Origin of the sequence: Sphingomonas sp., from assembly GCF_035490575.1 — a bacterium.
In the GTDB taxonomy this organism is placed as follows: domain Bacteria; phylum Pseudomonadota; class Alphaproteobacteria; order Sphingomonadales; family Sphingomonadaceae; genus Sphingomonas.
This window is the reverse complement of the sequence record NZ_DATJLI010000105.1, coordinates 1-17901: the sequence shown is the minus strand read 5'-3', so window position 1 is coordinate 17901 and position 17901 is coordinate 1. Positions and strand designations below refer to the sequence as shown.

The window sequence follows — 17901 nt, the reverse complement described above, 5'->3', positions numbered from 1 at the left end:
GAGAGCGAAAATGGAAAATCCCCGCACCACCAGCGCGCGCGACCATGACGATCGCGATATCATCGACGCGGCGGCCAACGCGCCCGACACCGCCGGCCGGTCGGGCGGCAACCTGGCCCGTGACGTTGCGACCCAGGCCGAACAGGCGCGGATAGACGATCCGGATGGCAGCACGGGCGTGAACAAGGCCGATGCGACGCGGCACGGCGAACGTTACGAGGTCGACAAGGCGCGCGGAGGCTGATTAGGCTGCGACCGAAGCGCCCGTGCGTGCGGCGAGCGGTGATGATTGCCCGATCCGCCGCGGCGCATGGGTGCTAGGATCGTGACGGTCGCGAATGCGGCGGGTTTCACGCGCAGGAAAGATTGAATGACGGTAATGACGACGCAGCGGCTGTTCGTATCGGGTCGGGTTCAAGGCGTCGGCTATCGCGACTATGCGACCCGACAGGCACGGACACTTGGCGTCACTGGCTGGGTTCGCAACACCCGCGACGGGCGGGTGGAAATGCTGGCGTCCGGCGAAGAGGAAGCGCTGGCGCAGTTTGTAGAGGCATGCCGCTCCGGGCCGCCACTGGCGCGGGTCGATACGGTCGATGCCCGCCCCGACAACGAAGAACGCAGCGCCAAGGGCTTTACCAAGCGCTTTACCGCCTGAGAAAACGGGGCGGGCCGCGCCGAAACGCCGCCCGCCCCGTCAATCACGCCTTGTAGGTCACCTTCTTGACCGCCTTGATCACGCGCGCGACATCGACCAGCGCAAGCTTTTCGAGATTGGCGGCATAGGGCAGCGGCACATCCTCGTTCGTCACGCGCAGCACTGGCGCGTCGAGGTCGTCAAAGCCCTTCTCCATCGCGACCGCCGCAAGCTCGCTGGCGATCGAGCAGGTCGGCCAACCTTCCTCGACCACGACCATGCGGTTGGTTTTTTTCAGGCTTTTCAGCACCGTCGCCGTATCGAGCGGGCGCAGCGTGCGAAGGTCGATGACCTCTGCCTCCACACCGTCAGCCGCCAGCTTGTCGGCCGCTTCCAGTGCGACGCCGACGCCGATCGAATAGGACACGATCGTCACGTCCGTGCCCGAACGCATGATCCGCGCCTTGCCGATCGGCAGCACGAAATCGTCCAGCTTGGGCACGTCGAAGCTGCGGCCATACATCAGCTCGTTTTCGAGGAAGACGACCGGGTCTTCGCTGCGAATCGCGGCTTTCAACAGACCCTTGGCATCGGCCGCGTCATAAGGCGCGATGACGATCAGGCCGGGGACGCTGGCATACCAGGGACCATAATTCTGGCTGTGCTGCGCGCCGACGCGGCTGGCCGCACCATTGGGACCACGGAACACGATCGGGCAGCGCATCTGGCCGCCCGACATGTAGTTGGTCTTGGCTGCCGAATTGATGATGTGGTCAATCGCCTGCATGGCGAAGTTGAACGTCATGAACTCGACGATGGGCTTGAGGCCGCCCATCGCCGCGCCCGTGCCGACACCGGCAAAGCCATATTCGGTGATCGGCGTGTCGATGACGCGCTTCGCCCCGAACTCCTCAAGCAGGCCCTGCGTAACCTTGTAGGCGCCCTGATATTCGGCGACTTCCTCGCCCATCACGAACACGCGGTCGTCGGCGCGCATTTCCTCGGCCATCGCATCGCGCAGCGCTTCGCGGACGGTCGTCTTGACCATCTCGGTGCCCTCGGGAATCTCGGGCGCGGTTTCGCCTTCGTTATCGGCGGCGTCGAACAGCTTGCGCGCGCCAGTGTCGACCTTTTCCTGCGCCGGGTGGGCCGAATCCTCGACCTTGTCCGACTTCTTGTCGTCAGCAGCAGCATCGGCCTTGGCCGTGTCTTCCTTGGTCGCGGCGGCACCGGCGGGCGCGTCGATCGAACCGGCGTCCTCACCCTCTTCGGCAAGCATGGCGATCACGGTGCCGACCTTCACATTGTCGGTGCCCTCGGAAATGACGATCTTGGCGATCGTGCCCTCGTCGACGGCTTCAAACTCCATCGTCGCCTTGTCGGTTTCGATTTCGGCAAGGATGTCGCCCGACTTGACGGTATCGCCCTCGCTCACCAGCCATTTGGCCAGCGTGCCTTCTTCCATCGTGGGCGAAAGTGCCGGCATCTTCAGTTCAATTGCCATCTCAATAGCTCTCCACCAGCACTTCGGTGTATAGTTCGGCGGGTTCCGGTTCCGGCGCATTTTCGGCGAAGTCGGCCGCCTCGTTCACTACCTTGCGGATGTCCTGATCCAGCGACTTCAGATCGGCTTCGGTGACGCCCTGCTTTTCCAGCTCGCGCTTCACCGCCTCGATCGGGTCGGACTTGTCGCGAACCGCCTGCACTTCGTCACGGCTGCGATACTTGGCCGGGTCGGACATTGAATGGCCGCGATAGCGATAGGTCTTCATCTCGAGGATGATCGGACCCTTGCCCGCGCGGACCCATGCGATCGCTTCCTCCGCGGCGCCGCGGCACGCCAGCACGTCCATGCCGTCGACCTGGATGCCCGGAATGCGGAAGCTCTCGCCGCGCTTGTAGAGCTGATCTTCCGATGAGGCGCGATTGACGCTGGTGCCCATCGCATATTGATTGTTCTCGATCACGAAGATGACCGGCAGCTTCCACAGCTCGGCCATGTTGAACGCTTCGTATACCTGACCCTGATTGGCGGCGCCGTCGCCGAAATAGGTCATGCAGACGCCGCCGTCCTCGGCATATTTGTGCTTGAACGCCAGGCCCGCACCCAGCGAAACCTGTGCGCCGACGATGCCGTGGCCGCCATAGAAACGGTGCTCGGTCGAAAACATGTGCATCGACCCGCCCTTGCCCTTGCTGATGCCGGCGCCGCGGCCGGTCAGCTCGGCCATGATGATCTTGGGATCGATGCCATAGGCGAGCATGTGGCCATGGTCGCGGTATCCGGTGATGACCGAATCCTTGCCGACCTCCAGCGCCGACTGAAGCCCGACCGCAACCGCTTCCTGACCGATATACAGGTGACAGAAACCGCCGATCAGGCCCAGGCCGTAAAGCTGACCGGCCTTTTCCTCGAACCGGCGGATCAGCAGCATCTGCTTGTAGAAGTCGAGCAGTTCCTCTTTCGAGGCCTCATACCGCGTCGGCTCGGCCGGCCGTTCGCGATTGGGGATTGCGGGGTCGCTCTGGGCGGTGCGCGCCGGTGCCTTGGCCACGATGATGAAACCTCGTTCCTGGGGGGAGCTTTAAGCCTTGACCGCGGCCTATAATCGCGAAAGTCGGCGGGGCGCAACGTTGTAGCGTCGATGCACCGCACATAGCGGCACGAATACGATTGCCTCCCCCATGGAAATGCCGCGATCGCCGCGCTATCGCACAGCCATGAACCGCTCCCCGCTCGCGCCCGCCGCCTTTCCCGCCCTGCCCCCGGTTGATGGCGTGACGCTTCATGTCGCGCGTGCCGGTTACAAGGCATGGGACCGCGCCGACCTGACGCTCGCGCTGCTGGACGAGGGCACCGTGGTCGCGGGCGTGACGACGCGCAGCAAATGCCCTTCGCCGGAAGTCGAATGGTGCCGGCGCGCGCTGGTGCTGGGCCGGGCGCGCGCGCTGGTCGTCAATGCGGGCAACGCCAATGCCTTCACCGGCAATCGCGGGCGCGCGGCGGTCGAGGCGATTGCCGCGCGGGTGGCGGGCCAGATGGGCTGCCAGCCCTCCGACGTGTTCGTCGCATCGACCGGCGTCATCGGCGTGCCGCTGCCCATCGACCGCGCCGAAGCCGGGCTGGACGCCGCCTTCGCCGCCCCCGTCGCGGGCTGGGAGGATGCCGCCAACGCCATCGCCACCACCGACACCTTTGCCAAGGGCGCGTCGGCGACCGCCGTGGTCGATGGCCGCACCATCACGATAAACGGCATCGTCAAGGGCTCAGGCATGATCGCACCCGACATGGCGACGATGCTGGGCTTCATCTTTACCGACGCCGCCGTCGATCCGGCTTTTCTGCAAAAGGCGCTGGCCGACGCCAACGACACGACGTTCTCGTGCATCACCGTCGATGGCGATACCTCGACCAGCGACACCGTGCTCGCCTTTGCTACCGGGCGCGCGGGCAACCGGGTGCTGTCGCGTGAGGACGATGCCGGGGCCGACGCCTTCCGCGCGGCACTGGCCGATATGTGCCGTCAACTGGCCCATCTGGTGGTCCGCGACGGCGAGGGCGCGTCAAAATTCATTCGTATCGACGTCGAGGGCGCCGACAGCGATTCGAGCGCCCACCGTGTGGCAATGAGCATCGCCAACTCGCCCCTCGTCAAAACCGCAATCGCGGGGGAGGATGCCAATTGGGGCCGCGTCGTCATGGCCGTGGGCAAAGCCGGCGAACCGGCGGATCGCGACCGGCTGTCGATCGCATTTGGCGGGATCGAGGTCGCCCGCAATGGGATGGTGGTGGACGGTTATGACGAAGCGCCCGTCGCCGCGCATCTGAAGGGCGATGAGGTCGATATCGCCGTCAACCTGAACCTGGGCGAAGGACGCGCGACCGTGTGGACGTGCGACCTGACGCATGGTTACATCGCGATCAACGCCGATTATCGAAGCTGAACCGGCCGCACCGCGGGTTCAGGACGCCTGATCGAACAGGCTGAAACTTTGCGGCAGCCGCTTGGGCGCGCGGCCGTCGAGCACCGTCTCCAGTGTGTCGATCGCGGCGAGCAGGTCGCGCTGCGGATAGGGCTTGGCAAGACATCCGACCGCCAGTGAGCGCGCATCGCCGGGACAATTGCCGGTCACGAACAATACGCGGGTGTTCCGCAGGCTTGCGGCGCGCGCGACATCGATGCCGCTGCCATCGGCAAGCTGGACATCGACCAGCACCAGGTCGATCTCCGCATCCCCGGCCAGCAACGCCACCGCGTCGTCCACCCGGTCCAGCGTCGCGATCACCTCGAACCCCGATTCGGTCAGGAAATGTTCGGTGTCGAACGCGACAAGCGGCTCGTCCTCGACGATGAGGATGCGGGTGATGCGCCGCTTCTTTCGTGCGAACAACATGGTGACGTTCGACTTCCCTGTTCGACTCGCGAAACGATCCGCGCGTCCGCAAAACCCTCTACGCTGCGCGGTCGATCCCGCCGCGAGATTTTTTTGCGGGATCGCAATGGTTGCACTATCAGCCGACACTGTGTCCAAGCCCCCAGAAACGCAGCGCATCGCAAAGCTGCTCGCCCGTGCCGGAATCGCGTCGCGGCGAGAGATTGAGCGCATGATCGCCGAACGCCGCATCGCCATTGACGGCGTTGCCCTTGAAACGCCCGCCACGCTGCTGGCCAGCCTGCGCGGCGTGACCGTCGACGGAAAGCCTGTGGCCGCCCCCGCGCCCGCGCGCCTGTTCCGTTTTCACAAGCCTGCGGGCGTGCTGACGGCGGAGCGCGATCCCAAGGGGCGGCGGACGATCTATGACGTGCTGCCGGCTGATTTGCCGCGCGTGATCCCCGTCGGTCGCCTTGACCTGAATACCGAGGGGCTGTTGCTGCTCACCACCGATGGCGAATTGAAGCGTCAGCTCGAATTGCCGGCAACACAGGTCAAGCGAACCTATCGCGCCCGCGCCTTTGGCGAAGTCAGCCAGGCTCAGCTTGAGGATCTGATTGAGGGAATCGAGATCGACGGCGTGCGCTATGGCTCGATCGACGCCAATATGGAGCGCCGCACCGGCGCCAATGTGTGGATCGAACTGACGCTGACCGAAGGCAAGAATCGCGAGGTTCGCCGTGTGCTCGAACATCTGGGAATGACCGTCAGCCGCCTGATCCGCACCAGCTATGGCCCCATTCCGCTTTCCGACATGCCCGTCGGCGGCGTGGATGAAGTGCGCCAGCACGACCTGATCCAGTTCCGGCGCGAGTTGCGTCTGCCCGCCGACAGGCGCAGCGAAACGCCGCTGGTCACGCGCCCCAGCACGCCGCGATCCGTGCCAAAAGCGACCGAGGAACAGTCGGAGCGCACCCGACGGCCAAGCGCGTCCCCATCGCACGCACCGGCCAGAACACCCGGCGGCGCCCCAAAGAAAGCCGCCGTCCGCAAGCATGAAGTGCGCGAAGTGCTGGAAACCGACCGCAAGCGCCTGACCGCCAGACCTGCGCGGCCTGGCGCGGCCGGACCCGCTCGGCCTGGCGCGACCAAACCGGCCCGCCCCGGCGCTGCAAAGCCCGGACGCTCCGGCGCCGCAATATCAACCCAGCCCGGTGCAGGTCCCCGCCCGGCCCGTTCCGGTGGCAAGCCCGAAGCGCCTCGCGATACGTCCAGGCCGCAACGCCCCCGCCCCGGCGGACGCCCAGCCCCGCGGAAAGGGCCGCGCTGATGCGGATCATTGCCGGCACCGATCGCGGGCGCCCCCTGATCGCGCCCAAGGGTGACGCCACCCGCCCCACCGCCGACCGCGTGCGCGAGGCATTGTTCTCGATGCTTGCCAGCCGCATCGGCAGTTTCGACGGGCTGGCCGTCGCCGACCTGTTCGCCGGTTCGGGCGCGCTGGGTTTCGAGGCGCTGTCGCGCGGGGCCGCAACCTGCCTGTTCGTCGAACAGGACCGCGCCGCGCTCGACGCACTGCGCGCCAATGCCGCCAAACTCGGACGCAGGATCGACGTGCGCGCGCAATCGGTGCTGGCGCTCGGCCCTACGACCGCCGCCCTCGACCTCATTCTGATGGACCCGCCTTACGGCACCAGCGCGGGATCGGTGGCGCTGGAGCGGATGGCGCGGCTGGGCTGGGTCAATGACGCGACCTGGATCAGCATTGAAACCGCCCGCGACGAAGTCGTGGCGGTCAAGGGCTTCGCGGTCAATGTGTCGCGTGTCCACGGCAAGGCGCGGCTCACCTTGTTGCGCCGCGAACCGGCAACATCGTTCATCGCGGAGTCAGCCGACGATTCATAGCCCGGTGAACCAGACAGCGTTCACGGGAGAGAGAAGATGCGCGACCGTCGCACCCAACATCGCCTCACGCTGGCCGTCGCTGCGGCGATGCTGGCCGGATTGCTGACCGCATGGGCCGAACCCGATCAGCGTTCGTCCGAGGCGATGCGCCGTGAAATCGCGCAACTGGTCCGCGGCGCCAGTGCCGACATTGCATCCGACACCCGCGCCCGGCTGGATCAGTTGTTGCCGGTCGCCCGCACGATCGTCAGCAGAAACCAGTAAAGTCCGCCCGACAGCGTCATCGCGACCGGCAGGGTCAGCACCCACGCCAGCGCCATGTTCCGCAACGTGCGCGGCTGCAGACCCTGCCCGTTCGCGACCGCCGCACCCGCGACACCCGATGACAGGATGTGCGTGGTCGATACCGGCAAACCGAAGCGGTCGGCGGCCAGGATCGTGACCGCCGCCACCAGTTCGGCCGAAGCGCCCATGCCATAGGTCAGGTGCTGCTTGCCGATCTTCTCACCCACAGTGATGACGATGCGCCGCCAGCCGACCATGGTGCCAAGGCCCAGTGCCAGCGCGACGGTAATCTTCACCCATAGCGGAATATAGCGTGTGCCCGATTCGAGCTGTGTCTGATACGCGTTCAGCGCGCCCAGTTCGGCCGGGCTGAACCGTCGATCCGCGCCGTCGCTCTTCATCACCAGCTTGGTCGAATCGAGCACCAGATACATGTCGGCGCGAAGGTTGGGCGTGGCCGCCGCCGGCACCTTGGCCAGCGCGCCATATTCACTGACGCGGGTGCTGATATCGCGCGACAGGGTCGCCATCGCGGCATAGCTGTCGGGCGTATCGACCCGGCGCGACTGCAGTGCACCGGTCAGGATCGTGCGGGCATTGTCGACCGGCAGCGGCGCGGGACCGCCCCGCGCGCCCAGCACTGTCGCCGCACGTTCGGCCGACTGGACGAAGGCCGGCGTCGTGCTTTCGGGCATGGTGCGGTTGAGGGCATAGGCGGTGGGCGCACAGCCGATCAGGATGAGCATGATGAGGCCCATGCCCTTTTGCCCGTCATTCGACCCATGGCTGAACGAAACGGCAGTGCAGGTGAAGATCAGCAATGCGCGAATGCCGCGCGGCGGCGGCGCATTGCGCTCCGGCGGTGAATAGAGCTTTGGATTGCGAAGGATACGACGCATCACCGTCAGCAGCAGGAACGCCGCGAAAAAGCCGATCACCGGCGCCATCGCCAGTCCCGTCAGCACCTTTTGCGCCTGGCTCCAGTCGACACCGGCCGTGCCCGCCGTCGATCCCGCCGCCATCAACTGGTTGGCGACACCGACGCCCAGCACCGATCCGATCAGTGTGTGGCTGGAGGAATTGGGCAGGCCGACATACCAGGTGGCGAGATTCCACAGGACCGCCGCCAGCAACAGCGCAAAGATCATCGCGTAACCGGCATTCGATCCGACGTTCAGGATCAGTTCGACCGGCAACAATGTGATGATTGCATAGGCAACCGCGCCCGATGAAAACATCACGCCCAGGAAGTTGAAGAAGCCGGACCACACGACGGCGAAATGTGCGGGCATCGAGTTGGTGTAGATGACCGTCGCCACCGCATTGGCCGTATCGTGAAAGCCGTTCACGAACTCGAAGCCCAGCGCGATCACCAGCGCCAGCGCGAGGAAGGCGAACACACCCATCGCCAACTCTTCACCGACCTGCTGCGTGTCGATCAGCACGCTGGCGCAGGCATAGACGAAACCGCCCGCCAGCAGCAGCAGGAAGATCAGCTTGGCGAACGGGTGATGGCGTTGGGAAAGGTCGGGGCCGTCGCCGCTCGAACTGAGGGGGTCGGCGGGGTCAAGTGCGGCGGTGGCCATGTCCGCGCCCTGTCGTATGGATGTGACCAATTTATGACATTTTTATCGGCGCGACGAAGGTTGTGCGGCGGCACGGCGCCCTCGACCCAGCATGACTTGATCCATTGTCGTGTAATCGCATTCCCCTAACCGCCATGTCGCGACATGCTGCATCCATGCGTGAGACCGAACCTTTCGCTCTCAATTCCGAGGCGTGTGTCACCGCGTCCGAACTGGTCCGGCAATTCGGGCCGTGGCAGGAGCGTGCGCTGCAACAGCCGGTGTTCATCATGCGGCGCGGCCGACCCAGCCTGGTCCTGACGTCGATCGACCTGATGCGTCGCCTGTGCGCGCCGCATGGGGCCGCCGACGACGACCTGCTTGAGCGGCTGCTCGACGCCATGCCCTCGCCCGTGATCGTCACCGACTCCCACGGACAGGTCGACCGGATCAACCGCGCCGCTCGCCTGGCATTTGGTGAACCGCGGCGGCACGATTCGCTGTCGGGCCTGTTGCCGGAAGCGTCGGCGCGTTTCCTAAGCGAACTTTGCGGTCGCGTCCGACGCGCGGGCGCGCCGCGCAACACCGAATTGGCGATCGGCGAGCGCCGATACCGGGTCGCGGTCGTGCCGGTCGCCGCCGGCGCCCTGCTGGTGGCGGAGGATTCGACCAGCGAAGAGGATGCCCTCACCGCCCATGCGCGCATTGTCGCAATCGATCGCGCGATCGACCTGATGGGCGACCTGGCCTGGGCGTTGATCGACGCGCGCGGCTATGTGGCCTCGGCGAGCGCCGCGTTCGAACGTATGGCCGGCGTCGAACGCGCCATTCTGGCCACGGTGCGGTTCGTGTCGTTTCTGTCAGCAGGGGACCGAAGCGCGGTCGGCGATGCGATCGACGCCGTTGTCACCGATGGCAAGGCCCGGCGGCTGGACGTTCACCTGACCCTGCGCGACGGCAGCGAACGGGCGGTGCGCCTGTCGCTTGCGCCCGAACAGGCCGGGCCGGGCGTCCGGTTCCTCATCGCGCTGCTCGCCCCCGCCGCCCCGCCCGAACGCCGCTGAAAAGCCGTATGGAATGAATCATCGGTCAACCACCTCTTTACAACTGCGGGTGTAAGCCGCCGCATCGAGCACGATCCATCATGATCGGGCCGCACGGGTCCAAGGGGATTTCGATGGCAACGACGAGTCTGGGGATGAACGGGAACGTTGGCGCGACCGCCGCCATCGTCGGCCTGTTGCATACCGACGGCACCCGTTCGCACCGCCATGCGATTCTGCTGACGCGGCCCGATGCCCAGATACGCGATCTGGCCGACGCGCTTCATCTCATCGGGATGCTGCATGGCCGCCATCCCGGCCTGTTCGACCACGCACTGGCCCATGGCCAACCCGATGCGGTCATTCCCTGGCTGACGGCGGCGGCACAGGGATTTGCCGGCGAGCGCCACTGGCTGACGACGCTGGTGGCCGCCGTCGGCCCGCTGCCCAGCACCCCCGGTCAGGCCGAGAGCGAGGCCGCCGTATCGGCGCAGCGCCATGCGCTCGACACGCTGGTCCAGTCCGACCGGATCGGCTGCGCGGTCGGCGCGGCGGCGGCGTTGGCGCTTGACTGGACGAGCTTTCGCGAACTGCTCAACGGCGCCGCCGTCCGGCTGGGCATGGCGATACATCCCGCGACCCTGCCATCGGCAATTGAAACCGCGATCGCGCTTGATGATTTCGCCGCCAGTGCGTCGGTGCAACGCGCGACCCGGTTCGGCGCGCAGCAATTGCTGGCGCAACATCACTGCATGTGGGACCTGCTGGAGGCACGGGCCAGCGCGCGCAACGACGGCTGAGGGCGCGCCGCGACCTTGCCGCCACGGCGTTCGGGCCATATCCCCATCAGACCGAGCAGGGATAGCGACCGATGCGTTTCGAAGGCACCAGCGATTATATTGCGACCGACGATCTGAAGGTGGCGGTGAATGCCGCCGTGCGCCTGCGCCGTCCGTTGCTGGTCAAGGGGGAGCCGGGCACCGGCAAGACCGTGCTGGCGCATGAAATCGCGCGCGCCGCCGACGCGCCGCTGATCGAATGGCACGTCAAATCGACAACCAGGGCGCAGCAGGGGCTGTATGAATATGATGCCGTGGCGCGGCTGCGCGACGGTCAGCTCGGCGATCCGCGCGTGCACGACATCGGCAATTACATCCGCCGCGGCAAATTGTGGGATGCGTTCACCAGCCCGACCCTGCCCGTCCTGCTGATCGACGAGATCGACAAGGCCGATATCGAGTTTCCGAACGACCTGCTTCAGGAACTCGACCGGATGAGCTTCGACGTTTACGAAACCGGTGAGCGGGTTGAAGCGCGCGAACGGCCGATCGTCGTCATCACGTCGAACAATGAGAAGGAACTGCCCGACGCGTTCCTGCGCCGCTGTTTCTTCCACTATATCCGCTTCCCCGATCGAGACACGATGCAGGCGATCGTCGACGTGCATTTTCCGGGTATCCAGCGTGTTCTGGTCAACCGGGCGCTCGACCTCTTTTATGAAGTGCGCGATGTGCCGGGCCTCAAGAAAAAGCCTTCGACCAGCGAATTGATCGACTGGCTCAAGCTGTTGCTGGCCGAGGATATGCCGCTCGACGTGCTGCAATCGCGCGACACCCGCTCGGCCATCCCGCCGCTGCACGGGGCGCTTATCAAGAACGAGGCCGATCTGATGCTGTTCGAACGGCTTGCCTTCATGGCGCGTCGTGAGCGTTGAAACGCTGATTTCGTTAACCATTCCGATCAACCTAATGCCTACCTCCCCGCTCTAGGCTGCCTGCATCAGGGACTTGGGACGGTTGGCGATGCGTATTTTCGCAAGTGCGGCCTGCGTCATCGGGGCAATGTGCGCCCCCGGCGTGGCAGCCGCGAACATCATCGAGCAATATAGCGGTCAGTGCGTGCCGTTCGCGCGGGCGGTATCGGGCATCAACATCTGGGGCGATGCCTGGACCTGGTGGGATCAGGCGCGCGAGCGTTACGACCGCGGACGCAAGCCGCGCATCGGGTCGGTCCTGGTCTTTTCCAAAACGCAGCAGCTCAAGCTTGGCCATGTCGCCGTCGTCAGCCGCATTGTCGAGGACCGCGTGCTGATGCTCACCCACGCCAACTGGTCCCGTTTCGATGGCGAGCGCGGTCGCGCCGAACAGGATGTGACGCTGTTCGACGTGTCGCCGCGCGGCGACTGGAGCCAGGTTCGCGTCTGGTATCGCGACAGCAAGGGTCTTGGGGGCAGCACCTATCCCACCTATGGCTTCATCTATCCGGCGGGCGGCGAAGCGCCGGCGGCGCGACCACTGCCCGAATTGACCAGCCGCGCGCCGGATTATGTGGGGTCGCTGATCGACGCTTACGCCCGCTGACGCGGCTCGGCGCTTGCGCCGGCGCGGTAGGTCGGCCAGATCGGGATCATGTTTCACGGCTTTGTCGAAGCACTGCGGACCGCCGGTATCCCGGCCAGCCTGAAAGAGCATCTGCTGCTGCTTGAGGCGCTCGATGCCGAAGTGATCGAGCGCACGCCCGAACAATTCTACTACCTCGCCCGCGCGATCTTCGTGAAGGACGAGACGCTGATCGACCGTTACGACCGTGTGTTCTCGCACGTCTTTCGCGGTCTGGAGGCGTCCACCGACGAACGCGCGGCGATCCCGGAGGACTGGCTGCGCGCCGTCGCACGGAAATATCTGTCGCCGGAGGAAATGGCGAAGATCGATTCGCTCGGCTCCTGGGACGAGATCATGGAGACGCTGAAAAAGCGCCTGGAGGAACAACAGGGCCGGCATCAGGGCGGCAGCAAATGGATCGGCACCGGCGGCACCAGTCCTTATGGCCATTCGGGCTATAATCCCGAAGGCATACGGATCGGCGGCTCCGGCCAGCACAAGCGCGCGATCAAGGTGTGGGGCAGGCGCGAATTCGCCAATCTGGACAGCAACCGCGAACTCGGCACCCGCAATATCAAGGTTGCTCTGCGACGCCTCAGGCGGTTCGCGCGAGAGGGCGCGGCGGACGAACTCGATCTCGACGCCACCATCGCCGGGACCGCGCGGCAGGGCTGGCTGGATGTGCGGATGCGGCCCGAACGGCACAATGCGGTCAAGCTGCTGCTGTTCCTCGACGTCGGCGGTTCGATGGACCCGTTCATCCGGCTGGTCGAAAACCTGTTCTCCGCCGCCACCGCCGAGTTCAAGCACCTGGAGTTCTTCTATTTCCACAATTGCATTTACGAGGGCGTGTGGAAGGACAATCACCGCCGCTTCACCGACCGGACACCGACGACCGAGGTGCTTCATCGCTTCGGACCCGATTACAAACTGATCCTGGTCGGCGATGCGTCGATGAGTCCCTATGAACTGACGCATCCCGGTGGTTCGGTCGAACATCATAACGAGGAAGCGGGTATCGCTTGGCTTTCGCGCCTGACCGACACCTATCCGGCGGCAGCCTGGTTGAACCCGGTGCCCCAGGCGCATTGGGGCTATACCCACTCGGTGGGACTGGTGCGTCAGGCGATGCGCGATCGCATGTATACGCTGACGCTTTCCGGCCTCGACGACGCGATGCGCGAACTGTCACGCAGACGCTGAAGTGTTGACAGCGGGCGTCGTCCGCTTCATCAGCCCTCGCTCACCGCGTCGAGGCCCGATGGCGGAGTGGTTACGCAGAGGACTGCAAATCCTTGCACGCCGGTTCGATTCCGGCTCGGGCCTCCATTTCGACACGCGCCCGCCCCAAAGCCCGTAGGCCCTAAAGCCCGTAGGCAACGTCTCGCCCGCGTCGTGCATTGATGTTCCATGACCGATGATCGCCAAAAAGGCCGTGCGATTCCGCGCGGCCGAGTGTCGCGGCTGGGTGCTTTCGGGCGTCTGGCCGGCGGCGTTGCTGGTAACGTGTTGGGCGAAGGCGCGCGCCGGTTCGCGGCGGGAGAGCGGCCGCGCCTGAGTGACCTGATGCTCACGCCCGCCAATGCCGGTCGAGTGGCCGACGAACTGGCAGGCCTGCGCGGCGCGGCGATGAAGCTGGGGCAGATGGTGTCGATGGACGCCGGCGACCTGCTGCCGCCCGAACTGACAGCGATCCTCGCGCGGCTGCGCGATCAGGCGCATCATATGCCGCCGCGCCAGCTCGATCAGGTGCTGGCGCACGAATGGGGCAGGGCCTGGCGGACTCGCTTCCGGCATTTTCAGGCGCATCCGATCGCCGCCGCCTCGATCGGACAGGTGCATCGCGCCGAACTGCCCGATGGCCGGGTGCTGGCGATCAAGGTGCAATATCCCGGCGTCGCCGACAGCATCGATTCGGATGTCGACAATGTCGCGACGCTGCTGCGTCTGTCGGGCCTCTTGCCGCGCGACCTGCCGATCGGCGATCTGCTGGCAAAGGCCAAGACGCAGTTGCGCGAGGAAGCCGACTATCTGCGAGAAGCAACGATGCTGGCGCGCTTTCGCGACCTGGTGGGCGACGATGCCGGGTTCGTCGTGCCCACGCCCGAACCCGCGTTCAGCACGCCCCACATCCTCGCCATGGAATATGTCGACGGTCGCCCGATCGACGCGCTGGAACATGAACCCCAAGCGGTGCGCGACGACGTGCTGGCGCGGCTGATTGCACTGGTCCTGCGCGAATTGTTCGATTGGGGCCTGATGCAGACCGATCCCAATTTCGCCAACTATCGCTGGCGCGGCGATGACGCCCGACTGGTGCTGCTCGATTTCGGCGCGACACAGGCGGTGACGCCGGAAACCGCGCGTGGCTATCATCGCCTGCTCATGGCCGGGCTGGATGGCGACGGCGCGCGCGTGCGGCAGGCGGCGATCGAGGTCGGCTTTATCGGCACGCTTGCCGCCGAACGCCACGGCGCGGCCATCGATTCGATGATCGCCATCATCCTCGACAATCTGGGTCGCGAGGGACCTTTCGATTTCGGCGACCGGTCCTTTGTCGGGGCGGTGCGCGAACAGGGGATGGCCGTCGCACAGGACCGCGCTTCCTGGCACCTGCCTCCGGCGGAAACGCTGTTCGTTCAGCGCAAGATCAGCGGCACGGCGCTGCTGGCCGCCCGCATGAAAGCCCGAGTCGATGTTCGCGCAATGGTGGCCGGTTATCGCAACTGGTCGCGTTAGATCGGGTTTTCGCGGTCAAGCGTTCCGATCGCAGGTCGAAACGCTGGCGGAACCAATCGACATTCTCTGAAGTTTCATAATTCAACAATTTCTTCAGGGAGTCTCCAACATGCGTATCGACGCATTCCCCGCTACCGCCGGCACGCCGGGATTTCGCCTGGCCTATCATATCGGCGAGTCCAACCATTGCCCCGGCTGCACCCGCTCGCATTGGCTGGTCGGTCGCATGACGGCGGAATGTGCCTATTGCGGCACCGCGCTGCCGATCCGCACGGGCCGCATGTCGGGCACGGGCCTGTTCCGCTCGCATGGTGCAAAGGGCGTTCCATTGGCCGCCTGAACGCACTTGTTGATGCGCCCGCCGCCGCGCTAGGGGGCGGGACATGAACGGCGCACCCCTCAGGCTATATAATTCGCTGTCCCGCGCGATCGAGGATTTCCGTCCGATCGACCCGGATCAGGTCCGCATCTATACCTGTGGCCCGACGGTTTATAATTACCAGCATATCGGCAATATGCGGGCGTTCCTGTTTGCCGACACGCTGGGGCGGGTCATGCGCTGGAAGGGCCATGCGCTGCGCCATATCATCAACATCACCGATGTCGGCCATCTGACCAGCGACGCCGATGCAGGCGACGACAAGATGGAAAAGGCGGCGCGCGTCCAACAGAAATCGATCTGGGACATTGCCGCGCATTATACCGACGCGTTCAAGCTGGATGTCCAGCGGCTGAACATCACACCGCCTGCCAAATGGACCGTCGCCACCGATTATGTCGGCGCGATGATCGAGTTCGCGCAAGGGATCGAGGCAAAGCATTGCTACCGCCTCGACAGCGGCCTGTATTTCGATGTTTCGACCGTGCCCGATTACGGCCGCCTCGCCCGCGCGACGACGGAAGCTGGCGAAAGCCGCCTCGACCCCGTCGACGGCAAGCGCAATCAGCAGGATTTCGCCATCTGGCGCACCTCGCCGCCGGGCGAGCAGCGGCAGATGGAATGGGACTCGCCCTGGGGCCGCGGCGCGCCCGGCTGGCATCTGGAATGTTCGGTGATGAGCCTGGCGGAGCTTGGCCACCCGTTCGACATCCACACCGGGGGCATCGACCACCGCGAAATCCATCACCCGAACGAGATCGCCCAGAACCAGGCCAAATGCGGCTGCGACGCCGCCGACCCCGGCTTCACCGGCGCGCGCATCTGGATGCACAACAATTTCCTGGTCGATCGCGGTGGCAAGATGTCGAAATCGAGCGGCGCGTTCCTGCGCCTGCAAACGCTGGTCGATCGCGGCATCCACCCGCTGTCCTATCGCCTGATGTGCCTGTCGGCGCATTACCGCAGCGAGCTTGAGTTCACCTGGGACAATGTGATCGCCGCCCAGACCCGGCTGAAGCGGCTGCTGCAGACGGTAGAAAAGCTTCGCGCCGCCCCTGACAAGCCGTCACGCGGGACCGTGGACAATTATCGCGAGCGATTCGACGCGGCGGTGTCGGACGATCTGAACACGCCGCGCGCGCTGCCCGTGCTCGACGAATTGCTGGCCGACAAGACACTGTCGCCCGCCGACCGGCTGGCGGCGGCGGCGGATTTCGATGCGGTGCTGGGCCTCGACCTCGCCACCATCACGCGCGCCGATCTTCGCACCCGGCCCGCCGATGCGGCGATCGACCCCGACATGATCGAGGCGCGGCTTGTCGATCGGCGACAGGCGCGCGCCGACAAGGATTTCGCTCGATCCGACGCGCTGCGTGACGAACTTGCCGCGCTGGGCATTGAGGTGATGGACGGCGATCCGCTGGGCTGGGACTGGCGGCTTTAACTGTCCGAATATTTTACCGAACAGCCATAGGGGCGGCTTTCGGCCACCGACACCGGCTTGCCCGCCTTCATCTCCGCCAGCGCAGCCGTTACATGATTGCGCGCGGTGGCAATGTCGGCGGGATCGGCGGTCGGCTTGTCATCGATCCCGCCCTGATAGACCAGCGTGCCTTTGGAATCGATGATGTAAAGGTGCGGCGTGGTCTTTGCGGCGTAACCCTTGCCGACAACGCCGCGCGGATCGAGCAGGTAATGAGTCGCCTTTGACGCGTCCTTGGCGAATTGCGCCCTCGCCTCGGCCGAGGCCATGTGGCCCTGCTTGCCGGGCGCGCCCGAATTGATCGTCAGCCACACTGCGCCGCCATCGACAGCCGCCGCCTGCGTGCGCTGCATATTGCCGCTGTTGTAATGCTTCCGCACAAACGGACAGCCGGGGTTGTGCCATTCCAGCACCACCGTTTTGCCGCGATAGTCGGACAGTTGGACATTGCGGCCGTTCATGTCGGTCAGCCGGAAATCGCCCGCCGGTCGGCCATTGGTCTGTTGCGCGGCGGCGGGCAGCGCCAGCGCCGCGACCGCCAGTCCCAGAATCATCGCCTTCATCGTCGCGCTCCCACTCAAGCGCCGGCGCCGTCCGCCGGCAATTCGGTCAGCATCGAAGGGGTCAGTATCTGCGGCAACACACGCGGTGCCGCCGCGCCCGGAGCATACCACAGATACAGCGGCACGCCCGCACGGTTATGCTGTTCGATGAAGCGGCCGAGCGCCGGGTCACCATCGGTCCAGTCGCCGACCAGCACCTGCACGCCGCCCTTGTCAAACGCAGCGGCAACCGCTTGCGTGTCGAGCACCGCTTTCTCATTCACCTTGCACGTCACGCACCAGTCGGCGGTAAAATAGGCAAAAACCGGGCGGTTTTCGCCCCGCAACCGCATCAGCGTCGCCTCGCTGAATGGTTCGGCGTCCAGCACGGCGGCGCTATCGCTTTGCTTTGCGGCGGCGTCGCTCCGCCCGACCAGCGCCAGCGATCCCAGCGCCAGCATCGCACCCAGCAGCCCCGGCACGAACGCGCCCGCCCGGCCCCGCCCCTGCCGCCTGCCCGTCCACCACAGTGCCAGCGCCAGGATCAGCGCCGCGCCCAGGCCCAGGG

The 17901-nt window shown here is 65.4% G+C and carries 20 protein-coding genes and 1 tRNA gene; 15 read left to right on the top strand and 6 right to left on the bottom strand.

Translation table 11 applies throughout. From position 1 onward, the window contains the following. The first annotated feature begins 10 nt into the window (after positions 1-10). Positions 11-244, top strand: a complete 234-nt coding sequence (locus tag VL973_RS08010) for a hypothetical protein (protein WP_325283503.1) — start codon at positions 11-13, stop codon at positions 242-244. A gap of 126 nt (positions 245-370) precedes the next feature. Beyond that, a complete protein-coding gene (locus VL973_RS08005) occupies positions 371-658 on the top strand; it encodes an acylphosphatase (RefSeq protein WP_325283502.1) in 288 nt (95 codons plus the stop codon). Positions 659-701: 43 nt separating this feature from the next. On the opposite strand, the gene VL973_RS08000 is transcribed toward VL973_RS08005, so the two are convergent. After that, the gene (locus VL973_RS08000) at positions 702-2141 is read right to left on the bottom strand and encodes a pyruvate dehydrogenase complex E1 component subunit beta (protein WP_325283501.1); all 1440 of its coding nucleotides are present in this window, start codon (positions 2139-2141) and stop codon (positions 702-704) included. A gap of 1 nt (position 2142) precedes the next feature. Next, positions 2143-3192, bottom strand: a complete 1050-nt coding sequence (gene pdhA / locus VL973_RS07995; protein ID WP_325283500.1) for a pyruvate dehydrogenase (acetyl-transferring) E1 component subunit alpha — start codon at positions 3190-3192, stop codon at positions 2143-2145. Positions 3193-3358: 166 nt separating this feature from the next. On the opposite strand from pdhA, the gene argJ reads away from it, so the two are divergent. Then, entirely contained in the window at positions 3359-4582 is a 1224-nt protein-coding gene (gene argJ / locus VL973_RS07990) for a bifunctional glutamate N-acetyltransferase/amino-acid acetyltransferase ArgJ (protein WP_325283499.1), read from the top strand. 18 nt (positions 4583-4600) lie between these two features. On the opposite strand, the gene VL973_RS07985 is transcribed toward argJ, so the two are convergent. Beyond that, positions 4601-5032 (bottom strand): response regulator, encoded by a 432-nt coding sequence (locus VL973_RS07985; protein ID WP_325283498.1) that lies wholly within the window; start codon positions 5030-5032, stop codon positions 4601-4603. A gap of 130 nt (positions 5033-5162) precedes the next feature. Between VL973_RS07985 and VL973_RS07980 the strand changes: the two genes are divergently transcribed. Genes VL973_RS07980 through VL973_RS07970 form a run of 3 tightly spaced genes read left to right on the top strand, consistent with a single transcriptional unit; the run spans position 5163 to position 7180 of the window. After that, entirely contained in the window at positions 5163-6341 is a 1179-nt protein-coding gene (locus VL973_RS07980) for a pseudouridine synthase (RefSeq protein ID WP_325283497.1), read from the top strand. Continuing rightward, complete coding sequence (gene rsmD, locus VL973_RS07975) at positions 6341-6916, top strand: 16S rRNA (guanine(966)-N(2))-methyltransferase RsmD (protein WP_325283496.1); 576 nt, start codon at positions 6341-6343, stop codon at positions 6914-6916. The genes VL973_RS07980 and rsmD overlap by 1 nt, the downstream gene beginning before the upstream one ends. A 36-nt stretch (positions 6917-6952) precedes the next feature. After that, complete coding sequence (locus VL973_RS07970) at positions 6953-7180, top strand: hypothetical protein (protein ID WP_325283495.1); 228 nt, start codon at positions 6953-6955, stop codon at positions 7178-7180. Here the strand turns inward: VL973_RS07970 and VL973_RS07965 are convergent. Further along, positions 7135-8787, bottom strand: coding sequence for an inorganic phosphate transporter (locus VL973_RS07965; protein ID WP_325283494.1), 1653 nt, complete (start codon positions 8785-8787; stop codon positions 7135-7137). The two genes, VL973_RS07970 and VL973_RS07965, sit on opposite strands and share 46 nt — an antisense overlap. 155 nt (positions 8788-8942) lie before the next feature. On the opposite strand from VL973_RS07965, the gene VL973_RS07960 reads away from it, so the two are divergent. The 9 genes from VL973_RS07960 (at position 8943) to cysS (ending at position 16752) form a co-directional block, all read left to right on the top strand. Beyond that, positions 8943-9830: a PAS domain-containing protein gene (locus VL973_RS07960; RefSeq protein ID WP_325283493.1), complete on the top strand. Its 888-nt coding sequence runs from the start codon at positions 8943-8945 to the stop codon at positions 9828-9830. 113 nt (positions 9831-9943) lie between these two features. Next, the gene (locus VL973_RS07955) at positions 9944-10609 is read left to right on the top strand and encodes a DUF6975 family protein (protein WP_325283492.1); all 666 of its coding nucleotides are present in this window, start codon (positions 9944-9946) and stop codon (positions 10607-10609) included. Between the two features lie 71 nt (positions 10610-10680). Then, the gene (locus VL973_RS07950) at positions 10681-11523 is read left to right on the top strand and encodes an AAA family ATPase (protein WP_325283491.1); all 843 of its coding nucleotides are present in this window, start codon (positions 10681-10683) and stop codon (positions 11521-11523) included. A 127-nt stretch (positions 11524-11650) separates the two neighbouring features. Then, the gene (locus tag VL973_RS07945; RefSeq protein ID WP_414712213.1) at positions 11651-12169 is read left to right on the top strand and encodes a CHAP domain-containing protein; all 519 of its coding nucleotides are present in this window, start codon (positions 11651-11653) and stop codon (positions 12167-12169) included. 48 nt (positions 12170-12217) lie between these two features. Then, positions 12218-13393, top strand: a complete 1176-nt coding sequence (locus tag VL973_RS07940) for a vWA domain-containing protein (protein ID WP_325283489.1) — start codon at positions 12218-12220, stop codon at positions 13391-13393. Between the two features lie 52 nt (positions 13394-13445). Further along, positions 13446-13519: transfer RNA gene (locus VL973_RS07935), tRNA-Cys, on the top strand. Positions 13520-13600: 81 nt separating this feature from the next. Next, positions 13601-14929 carry an ABC1 kinase family protein gene (locus VL973_RS07930; RefSeq protein ID WP_325283488.1) on the top strand — a complete coding sequence of 443 codons (1329 nt, stop codon included), beginning with the start codon at positions 13601-13603 and terminating at the stop codon, positions 14927-14929. 109 nt (positions 14930-15038) lie between these two features. Next, on the top strand, positions 15039-15269 hold the full coding sequence (locus tag VL973_RS07925) for a hypothetical protein (RefSeq protein ID WP_325283487.1): 231 nt from the start codon (positions 15039-15041) through the stop codon (positions 15267-15269). A 43-nt stretch (positions 15270-15312) separates the two neighbouring features. Then, complete coding sequence (gene cysS, locus VL973_RS07920; protein ID WP_325283486.1) at positions 15313-16752, top strand: cysteine--tRNA ligase; 1440 nt, start codon at positions 15313-15315, stop codon at positions 16750-16752. Here the strand turns inward: cysS and VL973_RS07915 are convergent. Next, complete coding sequence (locus VL973_RS07915) at positions 16749-17354, bottom strand: redoxin domain-containing protein (RefSeq protein WP_325283485.1); 606 nt, start codon at positions 17352-17354, stop codon at positions 16749-16751. The genes cysS and VL973_RS07915 overlap by 4 nt on opposite strands. 14 nt (positions 17355-17368) lie before the next feature. After that, positions 17369-17901 (bottom strand): thioredoxin family protein (locus VL973_RS07910; RefSeq protein WP_325283484.1); only part of this gene is annotated, 533 nt, incomplete at its 5' end.

Bases quoted from the DNA above. Each gene is read 5' to 3' on its own strand.
- VL973_RS08010 (WP_325283503.1), top strand. From the start codon at position 11: ATGGAAAATCCCCGCACCACCAGCGCGCGCGACCATGACGATCGCGAT.
- VL973_RS08005 (WP_325283502.1), top strand. From the start codon at position 371: ATGACGGTAATGACGACGCAGCGGCTGTTCGTATCGGGTCGGGTTCAA.
- VL973_RS08000 (WP_325283501.1), bottom strand. From the start codon at position 2,141: ATGGCAATTGAACTGAAGATGCCGGCACTTTCGCCCACGATGGAAGAA.
- argJ (WP_325283499.1), top strand. From the start codon at position 3,359: ATGAACCGCTCCCCGCTCGCGCCCGCCGCCTTTCCCGCCCTGCCCCCG.
- VL973_RS07985 (WP_325283498.1), bottom strand. From the start codon at position 5,032: ATGTTGTTCGCACGAAAGAAGCGGCGCATCACCCGCATCCTCATCGTC.
- rsmD (WP_325283496.1), top strand. From the start codon at position 6,341: ATGCGGATCATTGCCGGCACCGATCGCGGGCGCCCCCTGATCGCGCCC.
- VL973_RS07970 (WP_325283495.1), top strand. From the start codon at position 6,953: ATGCGCGACCGTCGCACCCAACATCGCCTCACGCTGGCCGTCGCTGCG.
- VL973_RS07965 (WP_325283494.1), bottom strand. From the start codon at position 8,787: ATGGCCACCGCCGCACTTGACCCCGCCGACCCCCTCAGTTCGAGCGGC.
- VL973_RS07960 (WP_325283493.1), top strand. From the start codon at position 8,943: ATGCGTGAGACCGAACCTTTCGCTCTCAATTCCGAGGCGTGTGTCACC.
- VL973_RS07955 (WP_325283492.1), top strand. From the start codon at position 9,944: ATGGCAACGACGAGTCTGGGGATGAACGGGAACGTTGGCGCGACCGCC.
- VL973_RS07950 (WP_325283491.1), top strand. From the start codon at position 10,681: ATGCGTTTCGAAGGCACCAGCGATTATATTGCGACCGACGATCTGAAG.
- VL973_RS07945 (WP_414712213.1), top strand. From the start codon at position 11,651: ATGTGCGCCCCCGGCGTGGCAGCCGCGAACATCATCGAGCAATATAGC.
- VL973_RS07940 (WP_325283489.1), top strand. From the start codon at position 12,218: ATGTTTCACGGCTTTGTCGAAGCACTGCGGACCGCCGGTATCCCGGCC.
- VL973_RS07930 (WP_325283488.1), top strand. From the start codon at position 13,601: ATGACCGATGATCGCCAAAAAGGCCGTGCGATTCCGCGCGGCCGAGTG.
- VL973_RS07925 (WP_325283487.1), top strand. From the start codon at position 15,039: ATGCGTATCGACGCATTCCCCGCTACCGCCGGCACGCCGGGATTTCGC.
- cysS (WP_325283486.1), top strand. From the start codon at position 15,313: ATGAACGGCGCACCCCTCAGGCTATATAATTCGCTGTCCCGCGCGATC.
- VL973_RS07915 (WP_325283485.1), bottom strand. From the start codon at position 17,354: ATGAAGGCGATGATTCTGGGACTGGCGGTCGCGGCGCTGGCGCTGCCC.